The sequence below is a fragment of the Kibdelosporangium persicum genome (genome assembly GCF_013280595.1).
Lineage (GTDB): Bacteria > Actinomycetota > Actinomycetes > Mycobacteriales > Pseudonocardiaceae > Kibdelosporangium > Kibdelosporangium persicum.
The window spans coordinates 30440-53367 of sequence record NZ_JAAATY010000028.1; the positions used below are offsets into that span (position 1 = coordinate 30440).

The following is a 22928-nucleotide window of genomic DNA, read 5'->3' on the forward strand; positions in this document are numbered from 1 at the left end:
ATGAGCATGCGGGAACGCGACACCGGCGACGACATCGCCATCGTGGGCATGGCGGGCACCTTCCCCGGTGCCCCCGATATCGCGAAGTTCTGGGCCGATCTGTGCGCCGGGCGCGACGGCATCACCAGGATGAGCCGGGCCGAACTGCTCGCCGCCGGAGTGGAGCCGGAACTGGCCGACGACCCCGCGTTCGTCCCGGCCGCCGGGCTGCTGCCGGACATCGACCGGTTCGACGCGGACTTCTTCGGCTACAGCGCGACCGACGCGGAACTGCTCGACCCCCAGCACCGGCTGTTCCTCGAATGCGCATGGCATGCCTTGGAGGACGGCGGCATCGACCCCGATCGGATCGACGGTCCCGTCGGGGTGTTCGCCGGTGGCGCGCCGAGCAGTTATCTGCTGTCGAATCTGTTGCGCGACGAGTCCGCCGTGCTCACCCACGGCCCCGGCCACCTGGTTCTGCAGAACGAGAAAGACCTGATCCCGTCCCGTCTGTCGTACGCGCTCGACCTGACCGGGCCGTCGGTGAGCGTGCAGAGTTGCAGCTCGACCGCGCTCACGGCGGTCGCCCAGGGCTGCACCAGCCTGCTGACCGGCGAATCGGACGTGGTCGTCGCCGGAGCGGTGTCCGTGATCGTGCCGCAGACCCCTGGCTACCTTTACGTTGACGGCGGCCAGTTCTCCCCGGACGGGACGAACCGCGTCCTCGACGCGGGCGCCAACGGCAAGATCCCCGGTGACGGCGTCGGCGTCGTGGTGTTGCGCAGGCTGGAGGACGCGCAGGCCGACGGCGACCGGATCTACGCGGTCATCCGCGGCTGGGCGGTGAACCACGAGGGCAACCAGGGCCGTCAGCGGTTCGACCTGCCCGGCGTGCCGGGGCAGACCGCTGTGGTCGCCGAGGCACTGGCCGCGGCGGGCGTGGACCCGGCCGAGGTCGGCCACGTCGAGGTGGGCACGATGGGCACACCGTTCGGCGATGTCGCGGAGATCTCGGCGCTGCAGAAGGTTTTCGACGTCGACGGCGTCGAGCGGGTCACGCTCGGCTCGACCGACGCGAACCTCGGCCACATCAACCAGGCGGGCGGGATCGCGCGGCTGATCAAGACCGCGCTCGCGCTGCACCACGGGAAACTCCCGCCCGCGGTGAACTTCGCCACGCCGAACCCGCAGCTTCCCCTGTCCGGCGACAAGCTTTCCGTGGTCGCCGAACTGACTGACTGGCCGCGCGGCGACCGTCCCCGGATCGCGGGGGTGACCGCGCATGGCTACGGCGGCGCCGATGTGCACGTGGTCGTCGAGGAAGCCCCGGAGGAGTCGCGGGAGAGGGAAGCTGAGCGGCCGCACCAGCTGTTGGTGTGGTCGGCCCGTACGCCCGAAGCCGTGGCCGCCGCGACGTCCCGGCTGGCCGCGAGTAGTCCTGAGTGGACAGACCTGGCGGACGTCGGCTACACGCTCCAGTTCGGCCGCAAGGCGTTCGAACACCGGCGGATGACCGTGGTCTCGTCGCCGGCCGACGCGGCGGAGGCGCTGGCGTCGGAGACCCGTGTGCTCGCAGACGCCGCAACGGTCTCGCGGCAGGCGGGGTTCCTGCTGGCCGGAGTCGGCGAGCAGTACGCGGGCATGGCGGGCGGGCTGTACGCCACCGAACCGGCGTTCCGCACGGCGATCGACGAATGCGCCGAGCTGTTCCGTGACCAGCTGGGGTTCGACCCGGTCGCGGACCTGGTCGGGCCGAGATCCGCCGGCGGCGGCGACCTGGCTCGGTTGCTCGGCCGGGTGCCGGACACCGAGTCCGCCGAGACGACGACCGTCCAGCCGGGTGTTTTCGCGATCGACTACGCACTCGGCACGCTGCTGCGAGCCTGGGGAGCCGAACCCGCGATCCTGGCCGGGTACAGCGTCGGCGAGTTCGCCGCCGCCGCACTGGCGGGCAGCCTGACGCTGCCGGAGGCGACCGCGCTGGTCGCCACCAGGGCCCAGCTGATCTCGGCGCTGCCCGCGGGCGCGATGGCCGCGATCCCGCTGTCCACGGACCAGCTGACCCGGATGGCCGGTGACATCACCGCGTCCGGCCTGGACATCGCCGCGGTCAACGGGCCGCGGATGCTGGTGGTGTCCGGCCCGGTGGACGCGGTCGCCGAGCTGACCGAAAAGCTTGCCGCGCGGGAAGTTCCCGCCCGGCCGCTGCGTACCACGCACGCGTTCCACTCGCGGGCACTGCGCCCGGTCGCGGCCGAACTCACCGCGTGGGCCCGTAAGAACCTCAAGCCGCGCACCCCTGACACGCCCTACCTGTCCAATGTCACCGGCGTGCCGATCACCGGCGAACAGCTGGCGGACCCGGGCTACTGGGCCGAGCACATGTGCCGCCCGGTGCGGTTCGCCACGATGATCGCGCACATCGCGACGCAATGGCCGGACGCCGTACTCGTCGAACTGGGCGCGGGCCAGTCACTCGGCTCGATGTTCCGCGGGCACCCCGACTTCCCCCAGGATCGCTGGGCGCGGCTCGTCCCCTCGCTGCCCGGCGAGGCCGATCCGAGGCCCGGCACCGAAGTGCTCACCGAGGCGCTCGGCCGGCTGTGGCTGTCCGGTGTGGACATCGACTGGCGGGCCTACCACGACGGCCGTGAGCCACGGAAGACGACCTTGCCCGGCTACGCCTTCCAGCGTGAGCGCTACTGGATCGAACCGGCCGCCGGGCTGTCCGGCACGGTGGTCCCGTACGGGACACGTGCCGCTCAACCGGTGTACCTGGTCGACGGCGACGTCACCGGGACCGGCCGGGCGCTGGCCGTCCGGCTGGGCAGGGAACTGGGCGCCACAGTCGTGTTCGCGGACGAGTTCGGCGGACCGGCCGACCAGGTCGCCGAGGCGGTGCGGCGGGCGCACGGCCGCGTCGACGGTGTGCTGGATCTGACCACAGTCAAGGAGAATCGATGACTTTTGTCGGTGTCGTCGGCGCCGGTGTGATGGGCACCGGTGTCGCGCAGAACCTCGCCCAGAGCGGGCATTCCGTTGTCCTGGTGGACAACGACCCGGATGCGCTGGACCGGGCGGTGACCAGGATCGAGCTGGACTGCCGGATGAGCCGGATGCTCGGCGGGCCGGAGGTCGACCCGGCGGCCGTGCTGTCCCTGATCGCCACCGGCACCTCGCTCGGCCTGCTCGCCGAGACCGAGGTGGTGATCGAGAACATCACCGAGAGCTGGGAGCTCAAGAGCGCCCTGTACCCGAAGCTCGACGCGGCCTGCAAGGCGGGCACTGTGTTCGTCGTCAACACGTCGGCGATTCCGATCACCAAGATCGCCTCGCTGACGTCGCGCCCGGACAAGGTGATGGGCGTGCACTTCATGAACCCGGTGCCGATGAAGCCCGCGTGCGAGTTCATTCCGGGCTACCACACCAGCGAGCAGACCAAGGACACCGTCCGCGCGTTGCTGGAGTCGATGGGCAAGAAGCCGATCCCGGTCAACGACGCCTCCGGGTTCGTGTCCAACCGGGTGCTCATGCTGACGGTCAACGAAGCGGCTTTCCTCGTGCACGAAGGCGTCGCCGACGCCGAGACGGTCGACGAGGTGTTCCGCAGCTGTTTCGGTCACCCGATGGGGCCGTTGGAGACGGCCGACCTGATCGGCGTGGACACGATCCTCTACAGCGTCGAAGTGCTCTACGAGCAGTTCAACGACAGCAAGTACCGCCCATGCCCGTTGCTGAAGAAGATGACGGACGCGGGTCTGCATGGCCGCAAGAGCGGCAAAGGCTTCTACACCTACGCGGGCTGACCTGTCCGTACTTCCCCGACCAGACGAGAAAGGCCCATCATGTCGCAGGATGCCCGCAACGAGATCCGCGCCTTCATCACCGCCAAGTTCCCCCGGATGACCTTCACCGACGAGCAGGACATCTTCGCGCTGGGGTTCGTCAACTCCTTGTTCGCGATGGAGCTGGTGATGTTCATCGAGAAGGCGTTCGGCACGCGCATCCCCAACGAGGAGCTCAACCTGGACAACTTCCGCACGGTGGCGCGGATGGCCGACCTCGTGCGGCGGCAGCAGTCGGCCGCGACGGCGCGCTGAGCGCGAGCGGGGGTGTGCAGGTGGAGACCTGGGACCTGGCCGAGGTCGGGCGGTTCGTCGACGATGAGGTCGCGCCGCACGCGAACGAGTTCGACCGCGCGGAGCGCATGCCCGAGGACGTCCTGGGCCGGGTGGCCGAACTAGGCCTGTGGGCGCCGTTCCTGCCGGCGGAGTCCGGCGGCTGGGGCATGGACATGGTCACCCTTGGCCGGGTGCACGAGGAGATCGGCCGCGGCTGTTCCTCGCTGCGCAGCCTGCTGACCGTGCACACGATGGTGTCCGCGTCGGTGCACCGCTGGGGCAGTGACGGGCAACGGGAGCGCTGGCTGCGGCCGCTCGCGGAAGGCAAGGCGCTCGGCGCGTTCTGCCTCACCGAGCCCGATCACAGCGGGAGCGATTCCACCGCCGAGGGCACCAAGGCGGTGCCGGACGGCGACGGCTGGATTCTCGACGGCCGCAAGAAGTGGATCACCGGCGGCCAGCTCGCCGACCTGTTCATGGTCTTCGCGGGGACCGGCGGTGGGATGAGCGCCTTCCTGGTGGAGGCCGATCAGCCGGGCGTGGACGTGACTCCGCTGCGGCACGTGATGGGCACGCCGGCCAGCATGCTCGCCACCGTCGAGTTCACCGGCGTACGGCTGGAGGCGTCGGCATTGCTCGGCCCGCGGGGCTGGGCGGCGGGAACGGTGATGACGAGTGCGCTGGATCTGGGCCGCTACAGCGTCGCGTGCGGCTCGGTCGGCATCATCCGCGCCGCCCTCGACGCGTGTGCGGCCTACACGTCGGCCCGCACCGCCGGTGGCGCCGCATTGCGGGACCTGCCCCAGGTGCGGGCGATGGTCAGCAACATGGTGACCGCCCGGGACGCGGCACAACTGCTGTGCCAGCGGGCGGGCGCGCTGAAGGACGCCGGCGACCCGGCGACGATCATGGCCACGTGGGTGGCGAAGTACTTCGCGTCGACAGCGGCCGTGCGAGCGGCGAACGACGCGGTCCAGATCCACGGCGCTAACGGTTTCAGCGCCGACTATCCGGTGGCGCGGTTGTACCGCGACAGCAAAGTGACCGAGGTCATCGAGGGCAGCACCCAGATCCAGGAGCTGACCATCGCGGCCGAGGCGTATCGAGAGGTGGCGCGGTGACGCAGGCGGACACCGCGGCTTCGGCGAAGCCGAAGCGCGGTCGGATCAAGTGCGTGGTGTGGGACCTGGACAACACGCTGTGGGACGGCACGCTCCTGGAGGACAGTCAGGTGCGGGTCCGTCCGGAGGTCGTCGCGGAGATCAAGCGGCTCGACGAGATCGGCATCCTGCATTCGGTGGCCAGCCGCAACGACCACGAAGCGGCGACGGCCCGGCTGGAGGCGGCCGGACTGGCCGAGTACTTCCTGTATCCGCAGATCAACTGGAATCCGAAGTCGCAGTCGGTCGAACGGATCGCCAAGGCGCTCAACATCGGCCTGGACGCCATCGCGTTCGTCGACGACCAGCCGTTCGAACTGGCGGAGGTCGCGCACGCGCTGCCCGCGGTGAAGACCGTGGACGTCAGCAGGCTCGCCGCCGAACTGGCGTCCGACGAGTTCCGGCCGAAGTTCGTCACCGACGAGTCCCGTGTGCGCCGCGAGCTCTACCGCGCGGCCGCGGTGCGTGACCAGGTGGAACAGGAGTACACGGGCACCAACGAGGAATTCCTGTCCACATTGGACATGGTGTTCACGATCAGCCGGGCGCGGCGGGAGGACCTGCAGCGGGCGGAAGAACTGACCGTACGCACCAACCAGCTGAACTCGACCGGGCGCACGTACTCCTACGAGGAACTGGACGAGCTGCGCACGTCGCCGGACCACCTGCTGCTGGTCGCGTCGCTGACCGACAAGTACGGCGGTTACGGCAAGATCGGCCTCGCGCTGGTCGAGCGCGGGCAGCCCGCGTGGCACCTGCGGATGATGCTGATGTCGTGCCGGGTGATGGCGCGCGGTGTCGGCACCGTGTTGCTCAACCACGTGATGCGGCTGGCCAAGGAGGACGGTGCCAGGCTGCGGGCGGACTTCGTCGAGACCGGACGCAACCGGGTCATGTTCGTGACCTACGCGTTCGCCGGTTTCACCGAGATCTCCCGTGACGGCAACCAGTTGGTGCTGGAGTCCGACCTCAGCCAGATCCAGCCGTCACCGACGTACCTGGTGGTGAACGTCGAGTGACCGCGGCGAACACCATCTCGCCCTGGCTGCCGTACGGCCGATCCGGGACCGGGACGCGGTTGTACTGCTTCCCGCACGCGGGCGCCAGCGCCGCCGTCTACGCGAACTGGCGGGACGCCGCAGGGGATGATCTGGTGGTCTGCCCGGTGCAGCTGCCCGGCCGCGCCGCGCGCGGCCGGGAGGCCGCGCACCACGACGCCAGGAAGCTCGTCAACGACGTGCTTTCCGGACTGGGCAGCGAGTTCACCGGTGACTACGCCATCTTCGGGCACAGTGTCGGCGCGTTGACCGCCTACCTGGTCACCCGGAAGATCGTCGAACAGGGCGGCCGGCCGCCCCGGCACCTGTTCGTCTCGGGCCGGGCGGCGCCGCACCTGCCCAGCACTCGCAGGGAGTTGCGTGCGCTGCCGGTCGACGACCTCGTCGTGGAACTGCGCGCGCTCGGCGGCTTCCCAGACGTGCTTCAGCGTGACCGTGCCCTGCTGGAGATGTTCCTGCCGCTGCTGCGAGCGGATCTCTCGGTGAACGAGACCTACCGGCACGTTCCCGGACCGCCGCTGCCGATCCCGTTGACGGTGTTCGGCGGGCACGGCGACCCGCGCGCCGACGACGCCGAACTGGCCGCGTGGCGGGAGCTGTCAGCGGACTCGGCGCTGTTCACCTACCCCGGCGGGCACTTCTACCTGGAGAAGCGGGCGCCGGAGCTGCTCGGCGTCATCCGCGAGCGCCTGACCGTGAAGGTGTGAACCAGGTGAGGCGGAGCGCGCACGCTCCGCCTCACCTGGGCCCGGCGATTACGGCACCCGCGACATGGCTTCCCGGCGCGAGAGAGCGAACCTGGTGCCGATGCTCCGGTCCGGTGCGGGAACGATCGTGGGCATGTACGGCGCCATGCGCTTACCCGCTGCCGCCGTGACGTGCCGGTGGTGATGCATGCGGAGCGGGTGCTGCGGATCATGGTGCCAGCCTTCGACATTGGCGAGGCTGTCGATCCACGACGCCGCGTTGCGGTGCTTGGCCGCCCGTTGTGCGCGCGGCAGCTCCAAGTAGGAGATGTCGCGGATGAGCACCTGGGAGAACTCGTACGTCTGCTTTTCCGCCACGACGCGGTAGGGCGCCCGGCGCAGCAGTCGCTTTCGTTCCAGCCGTGCCAGGCAGTGGCTGATGTCGTCGATGTGGTCCTCGCCGTACTCGCCGACCGCGGCGATACCGGCCGCGGTGATCATCTCGCCGAGCACCGCGGCGTCCTTGAGCACCGTCTTCTCGTCCGGGGACAGCGTGGTCAGCTGGGCGGTGAGCACTCTGCGCACCTGGTCTGGCGGCAGTTCCTCATGGAACCGGCCGGTGCCGATCGCCGCGGCGTACTCCATGGCGAACAGCGGATTGCCGTTCACCTTGGTCAGGATCGACTGCCGCAACTGCTCGGGCCAGACACCGTTCGGCGTGCCCAAGCCCGAGTTCAGCAACTCCGCCATGGCCGAGTCCGGGAGCGGCTCCAGTGTCACCGTGGTCGCGTTGCGCGCCGTGCCCTGCCATCCCGGGTGCGCCGTGAGCAGCTCGGGGCGGGCGGTGACGATGACCAGCAGGGGAACGGAACCGAAGCCGTGGGAGAGCCTGGCGACGAACTCCAGCAGTTGCTCGTCGGCGAGGTGGAGGTCTTCGAAGACGGTGATCAGCGGCTGCTTCGCGGCCATCGCTTCCAGCAGGGCGCGCAGTGCGAAGAACGCCTGCTCGATGTCCAGCCCGTCGTGCGACGGGGACAGCACCAGTGGCCTCAGCCAGGACATCAGCCGCTCGCTGTGCTCGCAGCCGACGCCGTGGCGGTCCAGGGCATCGCTGAGCTTGGCCTGCGCGTCCGGCATGGTTTCGCCGGGCCGGATGCCGAGGCACTCACGGGCGATGCCTGCCAGGGTGCGTGCGGCCACATCCTCGCAGAGGTCGGGAATGTGCGCGGTGAGCACCTTGGGACGCGTCCGGGTCACCCCGTTGCCGGCGTCTTCGCCGGGAGTGCCGCTCGCCGCCACCGACTGGACGAACTCCTCGACCAGCCGCGACTTGCCGATACCCGCCTCGCCGAGGATGGTCAGCAACTGCGGGCGCGCGTGCCGTTCGGCCTGGTTCAGCATGCGGTGCAACAGATCCAGGTCCACGTCGCGACCCAGGAACGGCGCGCGGACGTGCCGCTGTGGACCGGGAACCGGGGTGTCCCGGACCGCTTCGACTCGCCACATCGAGGCCACCTCCGACTGCTCGGAGCAGATGACCAGTGACGCGCTGGCCTGCCGGGTGACGTCGCAGATCCATACCGTCGCGTGGTGTGCCGCGTTCGTCATCAGTACGCAGGTGTCCACAACCGTGCCGGTGATGGTCGGCGTCGAGTCGCCGTCGAGGGGGTACTTCGCCAGCACCTCACCGGTGGCGACGGCCAGCCGGACGTCCGCGCCCGCGGTCGTCAAAGAGTCCAGTGCCAGAAGACGGTCCCTGATCCGCAAAGCCGCGCGCACCGCTCGCGGCGCGTCGTCGTCACGCGTGCGGGGCACGCCGAAGACGGACAACAGCAAGAGCGAACCCGTGGTCCCGACGACAGTCCCGCACGCCCGGTCCACCACCTCGCGCACCACTTCCGCGATGTCCCCCAGCAGTTGCTCGACTTCCTCCGGGTCCCGGTCGATCCGCTGGCGGAGAGTCACCGCCATCACGCTGACAAGCCGCCGTTCCGTCACCGCCTCGGGAGCCACCGCCCGGCGGACATTCTCCTGCGCAGGCACCACGGCTGCCGGCGCGGGAACGGGGGCCGCGGGGCGGAAATCCTCAGCCGTGGCCAGGAAGGCGCTGCTCGGCGGTTCCTCGTCGGGCTGCGCGGGCTGAACCGGTGCGGGCAGTTGCAGGGCGGAGTCGTGCTCCAGGATCGCCCGCTCGAGGTCGCGCAGTTCACGCCCGGGTTCAAGGCCGAGATCGGCCTGTAGCGCGTCGCGGGTCCTGCGGTAGACCTGGAGGGCGTCCACGTGCCGTCCCGCGCGGTAGAGCGCGGTCATCAACTGGCGGCACAGCCGCTCGCGGTGGGGCTCCGATCCGAACACCTGCTCCAGTTCGGGCAGGATCTCGATGTGCCTGCCGTGGTCGAGCTGGATGTTGAAGTAGTCCTCCTGCACGGCCACATGCATGTCACGGATCTTCGTCAGTTCGGGCCAGTTGACGCCGGACTCGACCAGATCGGCCAGTACCGGGCCGCGCCACAGGCGTAACGCCTCGCGCAGCGCCTGTGCCGCCTGGTCGCTGTGCCCCTGGGCCAGGCTGGTGCGTGCGGCCTGTGCCAGCGTCTCGAACCGCAAAAGGTCGACGCGCTCCGGCGGGACGCGCAGCACGTACCCGGGGGCATGGGTGAGTAGCAGAGCGGACTGCTTCTGGTCGGCGTGCGCGGCGAGTACGTTGCGCAGTCCGGAAACGGCATTCTGCACCATCTTGCGCGCCGTCGGCGGGACCTTCTCCGGCCACAGGGCCTTGAGCAGCTTGCTTGTCGCGACCACCTGGTTCGCGTGCAACAGGAGGTAGGCGAGTACCGCGCGCTGCTTGGTGCCTTTGATCGGTGCAACGACGCCGCGATTGACCACCTCAAGCGAACCCAACACAGTAAATTGCACGGTTTTCCCTCGACTCCTCGCACTTGGCCAACTGGCTTGCCGGACTCGCCGATCACGTGACCGAAACGGTAGTCGCCCGGTCCTGTTCCCCAGAGTCGCCGTCCGGCGGCCTTGCCGCAATAAGAATGCGTGGAACCTGCGCTTTCGAATAGATCGTATTGGTCCCGTCGTTTGTTCTTGACAGGCTCGGCACGGTTCTGGTAGCTAACAATTCTTCCTGTTGTAATCTGCGTCACACTTTACGCGGACTGAATCTGGTTGGCGGCTGTGTTGCCTCCCGAGAACCTTCACGTGAACAGCGGTTTTCCTCGACCGTACCCGCTGTCTGTCCTCGGCGGGGAAGTGCGATGGCATAAAAGTGAAATGTCGCGTGTATAAAAGTGCAACATCGTCAGAACGGGCAAACGGTATTCGTTGTCGCGACTTCCGTCGTCGCGCCGTTCGCCGCCCGGCAATTGCGCGCGCCGCACGCCAGTGCGTCGTGATTGGACAGGGCGAACCATAGTCCAAATGGACTTGAATGGTGGCGCCTCGCCCGGTGCCGGTCGTGACCGCCGGGTGTCAGTCGCAGCGGATGCCGGTCTCCGCGTCCGGAGCGGGGCTAGGATGTCGGCGCGCGTCCAGGGCCGGCGCACACGGCGACCATCGCAGGGGACCAGATGAGGCGACAGGTGATCTGTCTCGACGTGCGCGTGGATACCGGCGAGACGCAGGAGCAAGTGGCCACCCGGGTCGGGCGGGCACTGAACTGCACCTTCACCGAAGTCGAACAACCGAAAAACCGGTATCCCCATGTCGCCACCGTGTTCGGCCTCCGGCTGCGGCTGATCGGCGCGCTCGGCATCGGCCGCAAGGAGGTGTGCAAACTCGTCGGTCACGTCACCGACGAAGGCTTTCGCACGCCGGGCAAGGGCCTGTCCGAGCACGACCAGGTGGACATCTCCGCCTACGTCGTCGACCTGCTCACGATGCGTACCGGCCTGCGGTGGTACCAGCCCACCGCCGAAGACCGCGCCGCCGAGAACAAGTGGGCCGCCGCGTACGACGACTGGCTCGGCGGCGTGGACGATCAACGCCGCATACAGGACCTCTACGAATGACTTCGCGCGCCAGGAGGCGGTGGAAGCCATGAGCGTGCTCCGCGCACAGGCCATCGCCGCTGCTACCGCCCTGCTGAAGAACGGGCAGCGGCATCAAGGCGTGGGCGGACGGAACGCCGCCGCGCGACAGCGTTCAGGGTCGTATCCGCCCGGCTGAAGCACGTTGATCCGAGGCTCGGGTGCCCGGAAGGTTTCCCGGCGGGCGTCCGAGCCTGTCTACGGCGGGTTCAGTTGGCGACCAGCCGCCAGCGGTTGTCGGGTGACCCGTTGTCCGAGTCCTGCACGGCCTGGGCACCGGCACTGCTGGAGCCGTTGAGGATGCCCAGGAGTTTGCCGCTGTTGACGTTCCGGATCTTGTACGTGCCGTCGTTGTTGTCGATCAGAGTCCACTTGTGGTCGGCGGTGCCCGTGTCGGACCACTGCAGGACACGGGCGTTGTCCGCGGTCGACATGTTCTCCACGCCAAGGACCTTGCCGCTGTTGAGGTTGCGGATCCGGACGTTGCCGCCGTCGGTGATCAGGTGCCAGTTGTGGTCAGGGGTGCCGGAGTCGTGCCACTGCAGGGCCATGGCACCGTCCGCGAGGGACATGTCCCGGATACCGAGCACCATGCCGGTGGCCGCGTTGACGAGCCGGTAGCTCGTGGAGCCGCCGCCACCGACGCTCCAGTAAACGGTGTAGTTGTAGCCGTGGGCGTCGTGGAACGCACCGAGGTTCACGGTGGTCCCATCGGCTGTGGCGGTGAAGGCGAGCGACGAGTTGCTGGTGCGGGTGATGGAGTTGACGTTGAGCGAGGGCAGCCGGTTCAACGCGGTGTTGCCGTAGTTGCCTGCCAGGACGGCGGGGCCGTAGGTGACCGCCGCGACGTTCGGATTGTCGTTGGCGGGCCGCATGATCACCCGCATGGGCAGGCGGAGGGTGACTGTGTCGCCGGATGTCCATGTCCGGGTGAGGTTCGCGTAGCTGCCGGGAGTGGCCGTGATGTTCTGGGCCACGCCGTTGACGCTGACAGTCGCGTTGCTGGTCCAGCCGGGGATGCGCAGGCGCATGGTCCAGGAGCCGCCGACGTTGCCGCTGACGGTGAGGGTGGTCGTGTCGGCGGCCGGGTAGTTGGTGGTCTGGGTGACCGTGATGTCGCGGGCCGACCAGGTCAGGACCGACGGCGTGTAGAGATTCACCGTCAGGGTCGTGCCGTTGTGGAAGTAGATGGAGTCGGCGAGCTTGGTGTTGGTCTCCAGGCCCGTGCCCTGGCAGCACCAGAAGGTGCCGTAGTCGGTGCTCCAGTTGCCACCACCCCAGGCAGGCCCGGTGTTGCCCCGGCGGTGACCGGGGTTCAGTCCGGTGAAGTAGCAGATGTGGCCGTGGCTGTCGTTCGGGTTCTGCTGGCCGATGAGGTGATTGAGCAGCGCACGTTCGTAGTAGTCGAAATAGCCGGCGTCGTTGGGGTCGAGCAGCCAGAGTTCCCGGGTCAGCTTCAGCATGTTGTACGTGTTGCACGCCTCGGCGGTGTCGGTGTGCAGATAGGAGGCGATGGCGTTGGGGGCACGGAAGTGCTCGGCCTGGCTGTTGCCCCCGATGACGTACGTGTGCGCCGAGACGGTGATGTTCCAGGCGTTGCGGGCGATGTCCCGGTATCGCGTGGTGCCGGTGGCCTTGTACTCACGAATGGCACCGATCCACTTGGGAACCTGCGTGTTGGCGTGCAGACCGTTGAGCTGGTCACGGCCTGCGGCCAACGGGTCGAAGACGGCCGCGTGGTCGAACCGCTGCGCCGCGGCGAGCCAGCGGGAATCACCCGTCTGCTGGTACAGGTCGGCCAGCACGGCGTTCATCCCGCCGAACTCGGTTCGCAGCACGGTTTGCATCTGGCTGTAGGACAGCCTCCCGGTGCGCCAGTCCACCCAGCCGGCGAACCGGAGCAGCACGTCACGCGCCTGGGTGTTGCCGATGTACCGCCACACGTCCAGCAGGCCCGCCAGCGTCTTGTGGATGGCGTAGTAGGAGACGGCCTTGGGCGTGCCCGCTTCCAGGGCGTCCAGGTCCGACTCCGGGAACCCGGACAGGTAGCCGGCGCTGAAACCGGCCGCGGCGTTGTTGGCCTGGCACTTGGCCAGTTCGGCGACCATGTGGTTCGCTCTGTCGCGGCAGGTGGTGTCACCCAGGACTGCCCAGGCCTGCGCCCACGCCGTGAGGAAGTGCCCCTGGCTGTGGGTGCGGAACGGGAAGTTCGGCGCCTCCCAGCCGCCGAGCGGCGTGGCGCCGTTGGTCGGCAGCCGGTGGTTGGCCCGGAAGGTGTACAGCAGCCGGTTGACGTCGACGAATCGAAGGTAGGACAGGGTACGGTCCTGGTTGCCCAGCCAGCGGCCCGCGGTGAGCCGGACCTCGCCGAGGTCGAAGGGATGGGCCGAGACCCCGATGTCCGCGCGGACCGGCGGAACGGCGGCCGCCTGCGCGGGCGTGGTGAACAGCGCCGGCGCGGCGCCGGCGACACCGGCGACGCCCAGGGCCTGAAAGAGCTTCCGCCGGTTCAACGGTGAGGACGACATTGTTCTCCCAAGGATCGCGGATTACGGCGTGGTCAGATCGAAGCGCCGGACGGTGACCGCGCCGCCGAGGGCCTGAGTGGCGTGGTTGAAGATGCCGTAGCGGTAGCCCATGAAGAACTGCCAGGCGTTGTTCAGGGTGAAGGCGGGGCCCAGTGCGGCGAAGGTGACTCCGTCCGTGCTGTAGGAGAACCGGGCCTGCCGGTTCGCCCCGGGACGGATGTCGGCCTGGACGCGTAGCCAGATCCGGCCACCGGACACGGTGGCACTCGCGGCTTCCGTGCCGGTACCTGTGGTGTTCCAGTTGCTGTCCATGGTCAGGTTGTTGGTCATCACGACCCGTGTGCCGCCGTTGTCGCGTTTGACCCCGATCCACGCCGACGATTGGCGGAGCATGGCCAGCCCGGCGCGGTCGCCGTCACGCATGCCGCCGTAGTCCAGTTCTATCGTCGCCGTCGACGTAGGCCCCTGGATGCGGTGCGTCAGGGTGTTGCGGGCGGAGTACAGGTCGTTGGTGACCGTCGCGGTTTGCAGCCGCAGGCCATTGTTGACCGACCAACGGGTGTTGTCCGGGTTGTGGTTCCACTCCCATTGCGGCCCAAGGGTGGTGCCTGTGAACGTGTCGGTGCCCGTGAGGGGTTTGACCGCCCGCGGCGGCTTGGGCACGTTCGGGTAGGGGTAGTTCACGCCCCACGTGCCGTTGACGGTCTGCAGGACGGGCCATCCGTCCGAGCTCCAGGAGATCGGCGCGAGAGCGGGCACCCGGCCGCCGGGGTAGGCGTCCACAAAGGACATGTAGTACCACTGGCCGTTCTGCGTCTGCACGAGCCCGCCCTGGTGCGGTACACCCCCGCCCGGGATCGGGCCGGGGAGGTCGAGCAGGAGCTGCCGCATGGTGTACGGGCCGAACGGTCCGTTGTCGGACTTCAGGATGTACTGCCCGTTGGCCGGGCGCGTCAGGAAGATGTAGTAGCTGCCGTTGCGCTTGTAGAAGCGGGCTCCCTCCAACGTGCCGACGTTGGAGGGCGTGCTGAACACCTGCTGTGCGCGGACCTGGCTGCGCCCGTCGGCCGACAACTGGGCGACGCTGATCGTGGTGTTGCCGTAGGCGACGTACATCGTGTCGTTGTCGTCGATCAGCAGACCGGCGTCGTAGTAGCAGTTGTCGATCGTGGCGTGCCGGGTCCACGGCCCTTCGACGGTGCTCGCCGTGTAGATGTAGGTGTTGTCGAAGTCGATGCAGCCCGCCCAGTAGAAGGTGTTGTTGCTGGGGCGGTGGTTGAGGGTCGAGGCCCAGATGCCGCGGACGTAGCCGCGGCCACCGCTGAGGTCGTACTTCGACCCGAAGTCCAGGCGGGGGACCGCGTGCCCGGCGAACTCCCAGTTGACGAGGTCGTAGGAGCGCAGGACCGGGGCGCCGGGGGAATAGTGCATGGTGGAGGAGGTCGCGTAGTACGTGTCGCCGACGCGGATGATGTCGATGTCCGCGAAGTCCTGCCAGACAACCGGGTTCGTGTACGGCGTCGACGGCGGCCAGTCGCCGGTGCCGACGCGGACGAGCCGCCATTGCTGGTTGGCGCCGTTCCAGTCGGTGTACTGCACGATGGCGGCACCGTCCGCTGTGGACGCGTTCTGCACTTCGACGGACTTGCCGCTGTTGCGGTTGATCAGGCGGACGTGTCCGCCGTCGGAGTCGCTGAGCCGGAACTGCTGGTTGGTGCCGTTCCCGTCGGCCCACTGGACGATGCCGGCGCCGTCCGCGGTGGACCGGTTGGCGACATCGAGAACCTTGCCCGAGTGGCGGGACTTCAGCCGGTAGTACCCGTCGCCGGAATCGACGAACTGCCACTGCTGGTTGGTGCCGTCGCCGCGGGTCCACTGGGTGATCCGGGCGCCGTCGCCGGTGGCGAAGTTGTAGACGTCCAACGCCTTGCCGCTGTTACGGTTCACCAGGACGTACCACGCGCTCGTGTCGACTGTGGCCGCCGAACTCGGAGTCGCACCCAGCGCGGCCACGAAACCGCTCGCCAGGACCGTTGCCAGTGTCAACGCCAGCCTTGACCGCCAGCCACGTCGCTGTACGGCGGACATCGGTATCTCCTTCCAGCCAAGGGATGAAGCAACGAGCGCCTCTCGGTGTCGACAGACGGCTGTTGTGGGTGGTCAGAAAGCGTGGTGGCGGCAACGCTGTTTCGGACGACACCGGGCCATCGCGGGCGCCAGGAGCTTCGTCAGCCGTTCAGCCCGCGGCACCTGTGGTGCGCCGGGCCGTAGTGTTAGCGCTAACATAGTCGTCCGTTCGTCGTGCAGGCGCGAATCGGCTCATGGGTGGGCGAGGTCAGGGGTTCCAGGTGCAGGTAACCCCGGCCGGGCTTGCTCTAGACTCTGGACGACGACTTCCTGATAGTCAAGACAAGTCGCACGTCTCGCAACCGGCCTGGCGCCTGGACGATCAACTGCCGCGACTGTCTACTATGGAATGTAAGGCTGACGTCGAAACTTTCGATCGCTGAACCGTGCGGTCACTGTTGTGCGGCGTGGACCTGACGCAGCCATCGCTCGGTGGTGCTGATGTGGATGAGGGCTGTTGCTTGGGCGAGAACACCATCGCGGTCGACGAGCGCCGCGTAGATCGCCTCGTGTTCGGCGAGGGTGCGGTCCGCGGCGTTGGCGTCGACCATTCCGCGCCATACCCGCGCACGGAGCGTGCGGCTGGAGATTCCGTCGAGCAGCGTGGTCAGCGCCTCATTGCCGGTTGCCGCGACAACCGCGCGGTGGAATGCGGAATCGTGCTGGTTGAGCAACTCGACGTCGTCGCGCACGGCGTGCATCGCGTCGAGATGGCCGCGGATCTCGGCGAGGCTGTCGGGGGTCACCCGGTCGGCCGCGAGCCCGGTGGCGATCGGTTCGAACAGCCTGCGCACTTCGGTCAGTTCGAGCAACGTGTGGCCCTGCATGAGTTCCACCGCCAGGCTGAGTCCTTCGAGCAGCACGGCGGGGGCGAGGCTGGTGACGTACGTGCCGTCGCCGCGGCGCACGTCGAGGACCCGTGCGACGGCCAAGGCCTTCACCGCCTCACGCATGGGGCTGCGGGAAATGCCCAACTGTGCTGCGAGTTGCTGTTCGGGCGGCAGTTTCGAGCCGGGCGGCAGCTCGCCGGACTGGATGAGCGACCGGATGCGCGCGATCGCCTCGTCAGTGAGTGACACCCTGCCGACCGTAGGCCAGACATATGATGTCTGCAATCGACGGGCACGGTGACATCCCACGTCGTCGTGCCGAGATCGTCTGTACTTCTCGCACGCCACATCTGGGGCTGGACGGATGTGCGCATCTGCTCTATACATACATATGTTGTTTGTGGCCCTGGTCGGTCGAGTGGGCCAGCCGCGACAGAACCGGACCGCCCGGCGATCGGTGTGTCGAGTGCCGGTGTGGTCGTCGCTCGCGGACGGACAAAGGAGTCCACAATGGAATGGCGGCAGACCGCTGCGACTCGTCGAGATGAGCGCTCCATCCTGCTTCGCGCACGGTTGTGTTAGCGCTAACGCCCAAGGTGAGTAACAGCCCGGACGGCCGGAAGTGGCTTGTGGGCTGTGGTCCCGCCGCGAATGCCACCCACGCACTCGGTGCGGTCATCCCTCAGCGCTACGCGCTGACGACGCCATAGCCTCAGTTCTTCCCTGCACTGAAGGACGTCATGGTGAAACTCGCTGCTGCGTTCCTCAGACGAATGCTGTACGCCCTGCTGGCCGCGGTGTTGCCGTTGTCGCTCGTGGGCGGGGCTGTGGTCCTCACGGCCCGACCGGTAGAGGCCGCCACGCTGACCAGGATCACCGGGTTCGGCGCCAATCCCACCAACCTCAACATGTACGTCCACGTGCCCGACAGGCTGGCATCCCAGCCTGCCCTGCTCGTGCTCGTCCATTACTGCGGTGGGTCGGCCAGCGGGGTCTACAACGGCAACGGACGCGATTTCGTGACCGCGGCCGACCGGTACGGGTACATCGTCGTCCTGCCCGAGGCGACTCGCGACGGCCGTTGCTTCGACGTGTCCACAAAGGCCGGTCTGACCCGCGGAGGCGGCAGCGACTCCACGGGCATCATGTCGATGGTCGCGTGGGCCCGGCAGCGGTACGCCGTCGATCCGGCCCGCATCGTCGTCAGCGGCTTCTCCTCGGGAGCCATGATGACCAACGTGCTGGCCGCCCAGTACCCCGACGTGTTCGCCGCGGGCTCCGCCTTCTCCGGTGTACCGGCCGGATGCTTCGCCACCACCGACGGCTCGCTGTGGAACAGTCAGTGTGCGGGCGGGAACGTCCGCAAGTCCGCGCAGGAGTGGGCCGATCTGGCTCGGTCCATGCACCCCGGCTATCAAGGGCCCTATCCGCGGATGCAGCTGTGGCACGGAACTCAGGACACCACGCTGGCGTATCCCAACTTCGCCGAGGCGATCAAGCAGTGGACCGCCCTGCACGGCCTGAGTCAGTCCCCGTCCTTCACCGACCGTCCACAGTCGACATGGACGCGTACCCGCTATGGCGACACCGGTGTCCGGGCCACCGTGGAGGGAGTCAGCATCTCCGGCACTGGCCACACCCTGCCACAGCCCGGAATGCTCGCCTACGCCATCTCGTTTCTCGGCCTCGACGGCGGCGCCGGGGGCGGGAGCAGCGGAGCGTTGCGTGCCGTGGGCGCGGGAAAGTGCCTGGACGTGCCGGGGCAGGCGACGACGGCCGGCACACGGCTGCAGATTTGGGACTGCCACGGCGGGCCCAACCAGATCTGGAGCCATACCGCGGCCGATGAACTGACCGTCTACGCCGGTGATTCGCTGCGGTGTCTGGACGCCGAAGGCGGCGGGACCGCGGCGGGCACGGCGGTGATCATCTGGACATGCCACGGCGGGCCCAACCAGAAGTGGCGCCTCGGCGCCGACGGTTCCGTCACCGGAACGCAGTCAGGACTGTGCTTGGAGGTCGTAGGTGCCTCCACAGCCAACGGCGCCCCGGTACGGCTGGCGACCTGCGACGGACAAAGCGATCAGCGATGGGCCCGCACATGAGTCCGGTCAGCGCCCGCACAGCAAGGACCAGTGGAGGATCGACATGCCGGATGTGACGCGACGGCAGGCGATGAAGTTCGGCGCGGCGGGTGCGGGAGCCGTGCTGTTGCCGGGCCAGTGGGTGGCGGACGCACGCCCAACGGCGTTACAGGCGGCCGACGATCTGGCCCTGTGGTACGACAAGCCGGCTGGCACGGACTGGCTCCGAGCGCTGCCGATCGGCAACGGGCGGCTCGGGGCCATGGTGTTCGGCAATACCGACACCGAGCGGCTGCAGCTCAACGAGGACACGGTCTGGGCCGGCGGCCCACACGACTACAGCAACCCGCGCGGCGCGGGAGCCCTGCCGGAGATCCGGCGCCTGGTGTTCGCGAACCAGTGGACGCAGGCACAGGACCTGATCAACCAGACGATGCTCGGCAACCCGGCGGGCCAGCTGGCGTACCAGCCGGTCGGCGATCTCAGGCTCACGTTTCCGGCCGCCGGCGGGGTGTCCGGTTACCAGCGGCGGCTGGATCTCACCACCGCCACCACGGTCGTGACCTACGTCGCGAACAACGTGCGGTACCGGCGTGAGGTTTTCGCCAGCGCTCCGGATCAGGTGATCGCCGTACGCCTGACCGCCGAGACGCCGGGCTCGGTCTCCTTCACGGCCTCGTTCAGCACCCCGCAGCGTGCCACGGCGTCCAGCCCGGACAGCACGACGATCGCGTTGGACGGCCGTTCCGGTGACCAGCGGGGCATCGCCGGCTCCGTGCGGTTCCTCGCACTGGCCAAGGCCGTGGCGGAGGGCGGCAGCACCACCAGTTCGGGCGGCACGCTGCGAGTGTCCAATGTGAACAGTGTGACGCTGCTGATCTCGATCGGCACGAGCTATGTCGACTACCGGAACGTCAACGGCGACTACCAGGGCATCGCCCGCAGGCACCTCAACGCCGCGCAGGGCACCGCGTACGACGCTCTCCGAGCCCGGCACGTGGCCGACTACCAGAAGTTGTTCGGGCGCACCACCTTGGACCTGGGCCGCACCTCGGCGGCCGACCAGCCGACCGACGTCCGGATCGCCCAGCACAACAACACGAACGACCCGCAGTTCGCCGTGCTGCTCTTCCAGTACGGCCGGTACCTGCTGATCTCCTCCTCGCGGCCCGGCACTCAGCCGGCCAACCTGCAGGGCATCTGGAACGACCAGATGGCCCCGTCGTGGGATTCGAAGTACACCCTCAACGCCAACCTGCCGATGAACTACTGGCCCGCCGACACGACGAACCTCGCCGAATGCCACGAGCCGGTGTTCAGGATGATCAACGACCTCACGGTGACCGGTGCCCGGACCGCCCAGGTGCAGTACGGCGCCCGCGGCTGGGTCACGCACCACAACACCGACGCCTGGCGGGGATCGTCGGTCGTCGACGGCGCGTTCTGGGGGATGTGGCAGACCGGCGGCGCCTGGCTGGCCACGATGATCTGGGACCACTACCGGTTCACCGGCGACGTCGCTTTCCTGCGCGCCAACTATCCCGCGATGAAGGGTTCGGCCCAGTTCTTCCTGGACACCCTGGTCACCGAACCGGGCCTGGGCTACCTGGTCACCAATCCGTCGAACTCGCCGGAGCTGGCGCACCACGCGAACGCGAGTGTCTGTGCGGGGCCCACGATGGACATGCAGATCCTGCGTGACCTGTTCGACGGCTGCGCTCGCGCCAGCGAGGTGCTGGGTGTGGACACCGAGTTCCGGGGACAGGTCGTGGCCGCTCGTAACCGGCTGGCCCCGATGAAGGTCGGCTCGCGCGGGAACATCCAGGAGTGGCTGCACGACTGGGTGGAGACCGAGCCGGGCCATCGGCACATCTCGCACCTGTACGGCCTGCATCCCGGCAACCAGATCACCAAACGCGGTACGCCCCAGTTGTTCGAGGCCGCTCGCCGGACCTTGCAACTGCGCGGCGACGCGGGCACCGGCTGGTCGCTCGCCTGGAAGATCAACTACTGGGCACGGATGGAGGAGGGCGGCCGGGCACACGACCTGATCCGGTACCTCGTGACCCCGGACAGGCTCGCGCCCAACATGTTCGACCTGCATCCGCCGTTCCAGATCGACGGCAACTTCGGCGCGACGTCCGGCATCGCGGAGATGCTGCTGCACAGCCACAACGGTGAGCTGCACCTGTTGCCCGCGTTGCCGTCGGCGTGGCCCACGGGGAATGTCCAGGGCCTGCGCGGGCGCGGCGGATACACGGTCGGCGCCGCGTGGAGCGCGGGCCGGGCCACGGAGCTGTCCGTCACGCCAGACCGCGACGGCACTGTCCGCGTCCGCAGCCGGATGTTCGCCGGTGGCTACGAGCTGCATGACCGAACCAGCGGCGCCCAGATCCAGCCGCAGCGGATCGAGTCCGACCTGATCGAGTTTCCCGTCCAGGCGGGCCACACCTACCGCGCGACGGCCGTCGGGCCGCCGCCCTCGGATCCTGAGCCAGGCGTGTACTACCGGTTGACGGCCGCCCACAGCGGCAAGGCCCTTGACATCAACGGCGCGTCCACGGCCGCCGGCGCGACGCTGATCCAGTGGTCGGCCACCAGTGCTGCCAACCAGCAGTTCGACTTCGTGGATTCCGGTGGTGGCCATTACCGCGTCCGGGCCCGGCACAGCGGTCTGGTGCTCCAGGTCGCCAGTTCGGGTACCGGCGCCGACATCACCCAGCAGCCGGACACCAACGCCACGAACCAGCAATGGCGGGTGGTCGATCACGGCGGCGGCGTGGTCAGCCTCGTCAACCGGCAGAGCGGCTTGGCGATGGACGTGTGGAACACGTCGACCGCTGACGGCGCCCGTGTTTCGCAGTGGACCGTCACCGGCGCGGCCAACCAGCGGTTCCACCTCCAACGGTCCTAGCGGCAAGGTGGTGCTGGGAAGCGTTTCACCCAGTGAGCAAGGAAGGAGTGAGCATGGCACGAGTGCTGGTTCTGACGGCCGACGCCGCTGAGGAGCTCGACTCGATGTACCCGGTGTTCCGGTTGCGGGAAGGTGGTCACGAGGCGATCGTGGCCGCGCCCACGACGCGCGCGGTGAAGCTGGTGGTCCACGACTTCGAGCCGGGCTGGGACGCCTACACCGAGAAGCCCGGCCACCAGTTGCCCGTGGATCTGGCGTTCAAAGACGTGGATCCCCAGGACTACGACGGACTCGTGATCCCGGGCGGCCGGGCACCGGAGTACATCCGGCTGGACGAGGACGTGGCCCGGATCGTCAGGCACTTCTTCGAGCACGGGCTGCCGGTCGGCACCATCTGCCACGGCCCGCAGGTGCCCGCGGCGCTGGGACTGCTGCGCGGTCGCACCACGGCCGCGTACCCGCCGTTGAAGGCCGACATGGAGCAGGCGGGTGCCACGTTCGTGGACGGACCGGACGTGGTGGACGGTGCGATGGTGTCCTGTCGCGGCTGGCCGGACCTGCCCGAGTGGTCGCGCGCGTTCATGCAGGTGCTGGAGAAGGCGGACGTTCCGGCTTGACGGGCCTGCGGAGGAGGTCAGCCGAAGACGCGGCGCTGGATCTCGCGACGGTAGTCCTCCAGGGTGTTGTCCAGGTGCACAGCGGCGGCCTGCGCCGCCGCTTCCGGATCGCCGTCGCGGATCGCCCGGTAGATCGCGGCGTGCTCCTTGATGGCCTCATCCGCGTGGCCGCCGACGGTGCCGTGCAGGCCGATGGTGCTGGACTGGCGTTGCAGGCGGCGGGCCTCGCGCACCGAGGCGACCAGGAAGTGGTTGTGCGACGCGGCGGCGATGCCGAGGTGGAAGTCGTCGTCGCCGCGGTCGAACAGCGCGGCCTGCCCGGTGAGGTGGCCCTGCCGGCAGGTCTCCGCGGCGGTTTCGATGGCGCGCAGTTCCGCTGGAGTCGCGCGGGTCGCCGCGAGCCGGCTGGCGGCGGTCTCCTGGAACCGGCGGAACTCGAAGAGCATGTAGACGTGGTCGAGGTCGGTGGGCAGGAAGAACCCGTTCCATCGTGCCGGGCCGAGCATCCCGTCGTCGTCGGCGACGTAGAGCCCCCGGCCCTTCTGGGCCCGGACCCGGCCGATCGCGGAGAGGATCTTGACTGCCTCCCGTACCACGGTACGGCTGGAGCCCAGCCGGGTGGCGAGTTCGTTCTCGGTGGGCATCCGGTCACCCGGCTGCAGTCGCAGTTCGGCGATGAGCTCCAGGATCCGCTCGGCCACCGTCTCGTAACCCGGCTTGTACGAACCGGCGTGCTGTTCCTCCGCGGATACGCTGTCCACCTATGCCTCCTCTGTTCCGGACCCGC

At 68.4% G+C, this 22928-nt stretch carries 15 protein-coding genes; 10 read left to right on the forward strand and 5 right to left on the reverse strand.

Annotated elements, in window-relative coordinates; genetic code table 11:
• The 6 genes from GC106_RS35655 to GC106_RS35680 are packed head-to-tail and all read left to right on the forward strand — an operon-like array spanning position 1 to position 7028.
• A complete protein-coding gene (locus GC106_RS35655) occupies positions 1-2946 on the forward strand; it encodes a type I polyketide synthase (RefSeq protein ID WP_173139722.1) in 2946 nt (981 codons plus the stop codon).
• A complete protein-coding gene (locus GC106_RS35660) occupies positions 2943-3788 on the forward strand; it encodes a 3-hydroxyacyl-CoA dehydrogenase family protein (RefSeq protein ID WP_173139724.1) in 846 nt (281 codons plus the stop codon). Before GC106_RS35655 ends, GC106_RS35660 begins: the two co-directional genes overlap by 4 nt.
• 39 nt (positions 3789-3827) lie before the next feature.
• Positions 3828-4082 (forward strand): acyl carrier protein, encoded by a 255-nt coding sequence (locus tag GC106_RS35665; RefSeq protein ID WP_173139726.1) that lies wholly within the window; start codon positions 3828-3830, stop codon positions 4080-4082.
• 20 nt (positions 4083-4102) lie between these two features.
• Positions 4103-5224, forward strand: coding sequence for an acyl-CoA dehydrogenase family protein (locus GC106_RS35670; RefSeq protein WP_312873148.1), 1122 nt, complete (start codon positions 4103-4105; stop codon positions 5222-5224).
• Positions 5221-6282 (forward strand): HAD-IIIC family phosphatase, encoded by a 1062-nt coding sequence (locus GC106_RS35675; protein ID WP_173139728.1) that lies wholly within the window; start codon positions 5221-5223, stop codon positions 6280-6282. Before GC106_RS35670 ends, GC106_RS35675 begins: the two co-directional genes overlap by 4 nt.
• On the forward strand, positions 6279-7028 hold the full coding sequence (locus tag GC106_RS35680; RefSeq protein WP_173139730.1) for a thioesterase II family protein: 750 nt from the start codon (positions 6279-6281) through the stop codon (positions 7026-7028). Before GC106_RS35675 ends, GC106_RS35680 begins: the two co-directional genes overlap by 4 nt.
• A gap of 48 nt (positions 7029-7076) precedes the next feature.
• Here GC106_RS35680 and GC106_RS35685 read toward each other — a convergent pair whose 3' ends face one another.
• Positions 7077-9923, reverse strand: coding sequence for an ATP-binding protein (locus GC106_RS35685; protein WP_173139732.1), 2847 nt, complete (start codon positions 9921-9923; stop codon positions 7077-7079).
• 659 nt (positions 9924-10582) lie between these two features.
• Here GC106_RS35685 and GC106_RS35690 point away from each other — a divergent pair.
• Complete coding sequence (locus GC106_RS35690) at positions 10583-11023, forward strand: hypothetical protein (protein ID WP_173139734.1); 441 nt, start codon at positions 10583-10585, stop codon at positions 11021-11023.
• A 227-nt stretch (positions 11024-11250) separates the two neighbouring features.
• Here GC106_RS35690 and GC106_RS35695 read toward each other — a convergent pair whose 3' ends face one another.
• The 3 genes from GC106_RS35695 to GC106_RS35705 all read right to left on the reverse strand — a co-directional run bounded on the left by GC106_RS35695 (position 11251) and on the right by GC106_RS35705 (position 16775).
• Positions 11251-13569: a beta-L-arabinofuranosidase domain-containing protein gene (locus GC106_RS35695; RefSeq protein WP_173139736.1), complete on the reverse strand. Its 2319-nt coding sequence runs from the start codon at positions 13567-13569 to the stop codon at positions 11251-11253.
• A gap of 21 nt (positions 13570-13590) precedes the next feature.
• Entirely contained in the window at positions 13591-15657 is a 2067-nt protein-coding gene (locus tag GC106_RS35700; protein WP_173139738.1) for a family 43 glycosylhydrolase, read from the reverse strand.
• Between the two features lie 431 nt (positions 15658-16088).
• Positions 16089-16775: a FadR/GntR family transcriptional regulator gene (locus GC106_RS35705; RefSeq protein ID WP_173139740.1), complete on the reverse strand. Its 687-nt coding sequence runs from the start codon at positions 16773-16775 to the stop codon at positions 16089-16091.
• Positions 16776-17269: 494 nt separating this feature from the next.
• Here GC106_RS35705 and GC106_RS35710 point away from each other — a divergent pair, with 494 nt between their 5' ends.
• Genes GC106_RS35710 through GC106_RS35720 form a run of 3 tightly spaced genes read left to right on the forward strand, consistent with a single transcriptional unit; the run spans position 17270 to position 22141 of the window.
• The gene (locus GC106_RS35710) at positions 17270-18631 is read left to right on the forward strand and encodes an extracellular catalytic domain type 1 short-chain-length polyhydroxyalkanoate depolymerase (RefSeq protein WP_312873149.1); all 1362 of its coding nucleotides are present in this window, start codon (positions 17270-17272) and stop codon (positions 18629-18631) included.
• Positions 18632-18674: 43 nt separating this feature from the next.
• Entirely contained in the window at positions 18675-21524 is a 2850-nt protein-coding gene (locus GC106_RS35715; protein WP_173139743.1) for a glycosyl hydrolase family 95 catalytic domain-containing protein, read from the forward strand.
• 53 nt (positions 21525-21577) lie between these two features.
• Positions 21578-22141 (forward strand): DJ-1/PfpI family protein, encoded by a 564-nt coding sequence (locus GC106_RS35720; protein ID WP_173139745.1) that lies wholly within the window; start codon positions 21578-21580, stop codon positions 22139-22141.
• Between the two features lie 17 nt (positions 22142-22158).
• On the opposite strand, the gene GC106_RS49525 is transcribed toward GC106_RS35720, so the two are convergent.
• Positions 22159-22902, reverse strand: a complete 744-nt coding sequence (locus tag GC106_RS49525; RefSeq protein WP_312873150.1) for a FadR/GntR family transcriptional regulator — start codon at positions 22900-22902, stop codon at positions 22159-22161.
• Positions 22903-22928 lie beyond the last annotated feature (26 nt).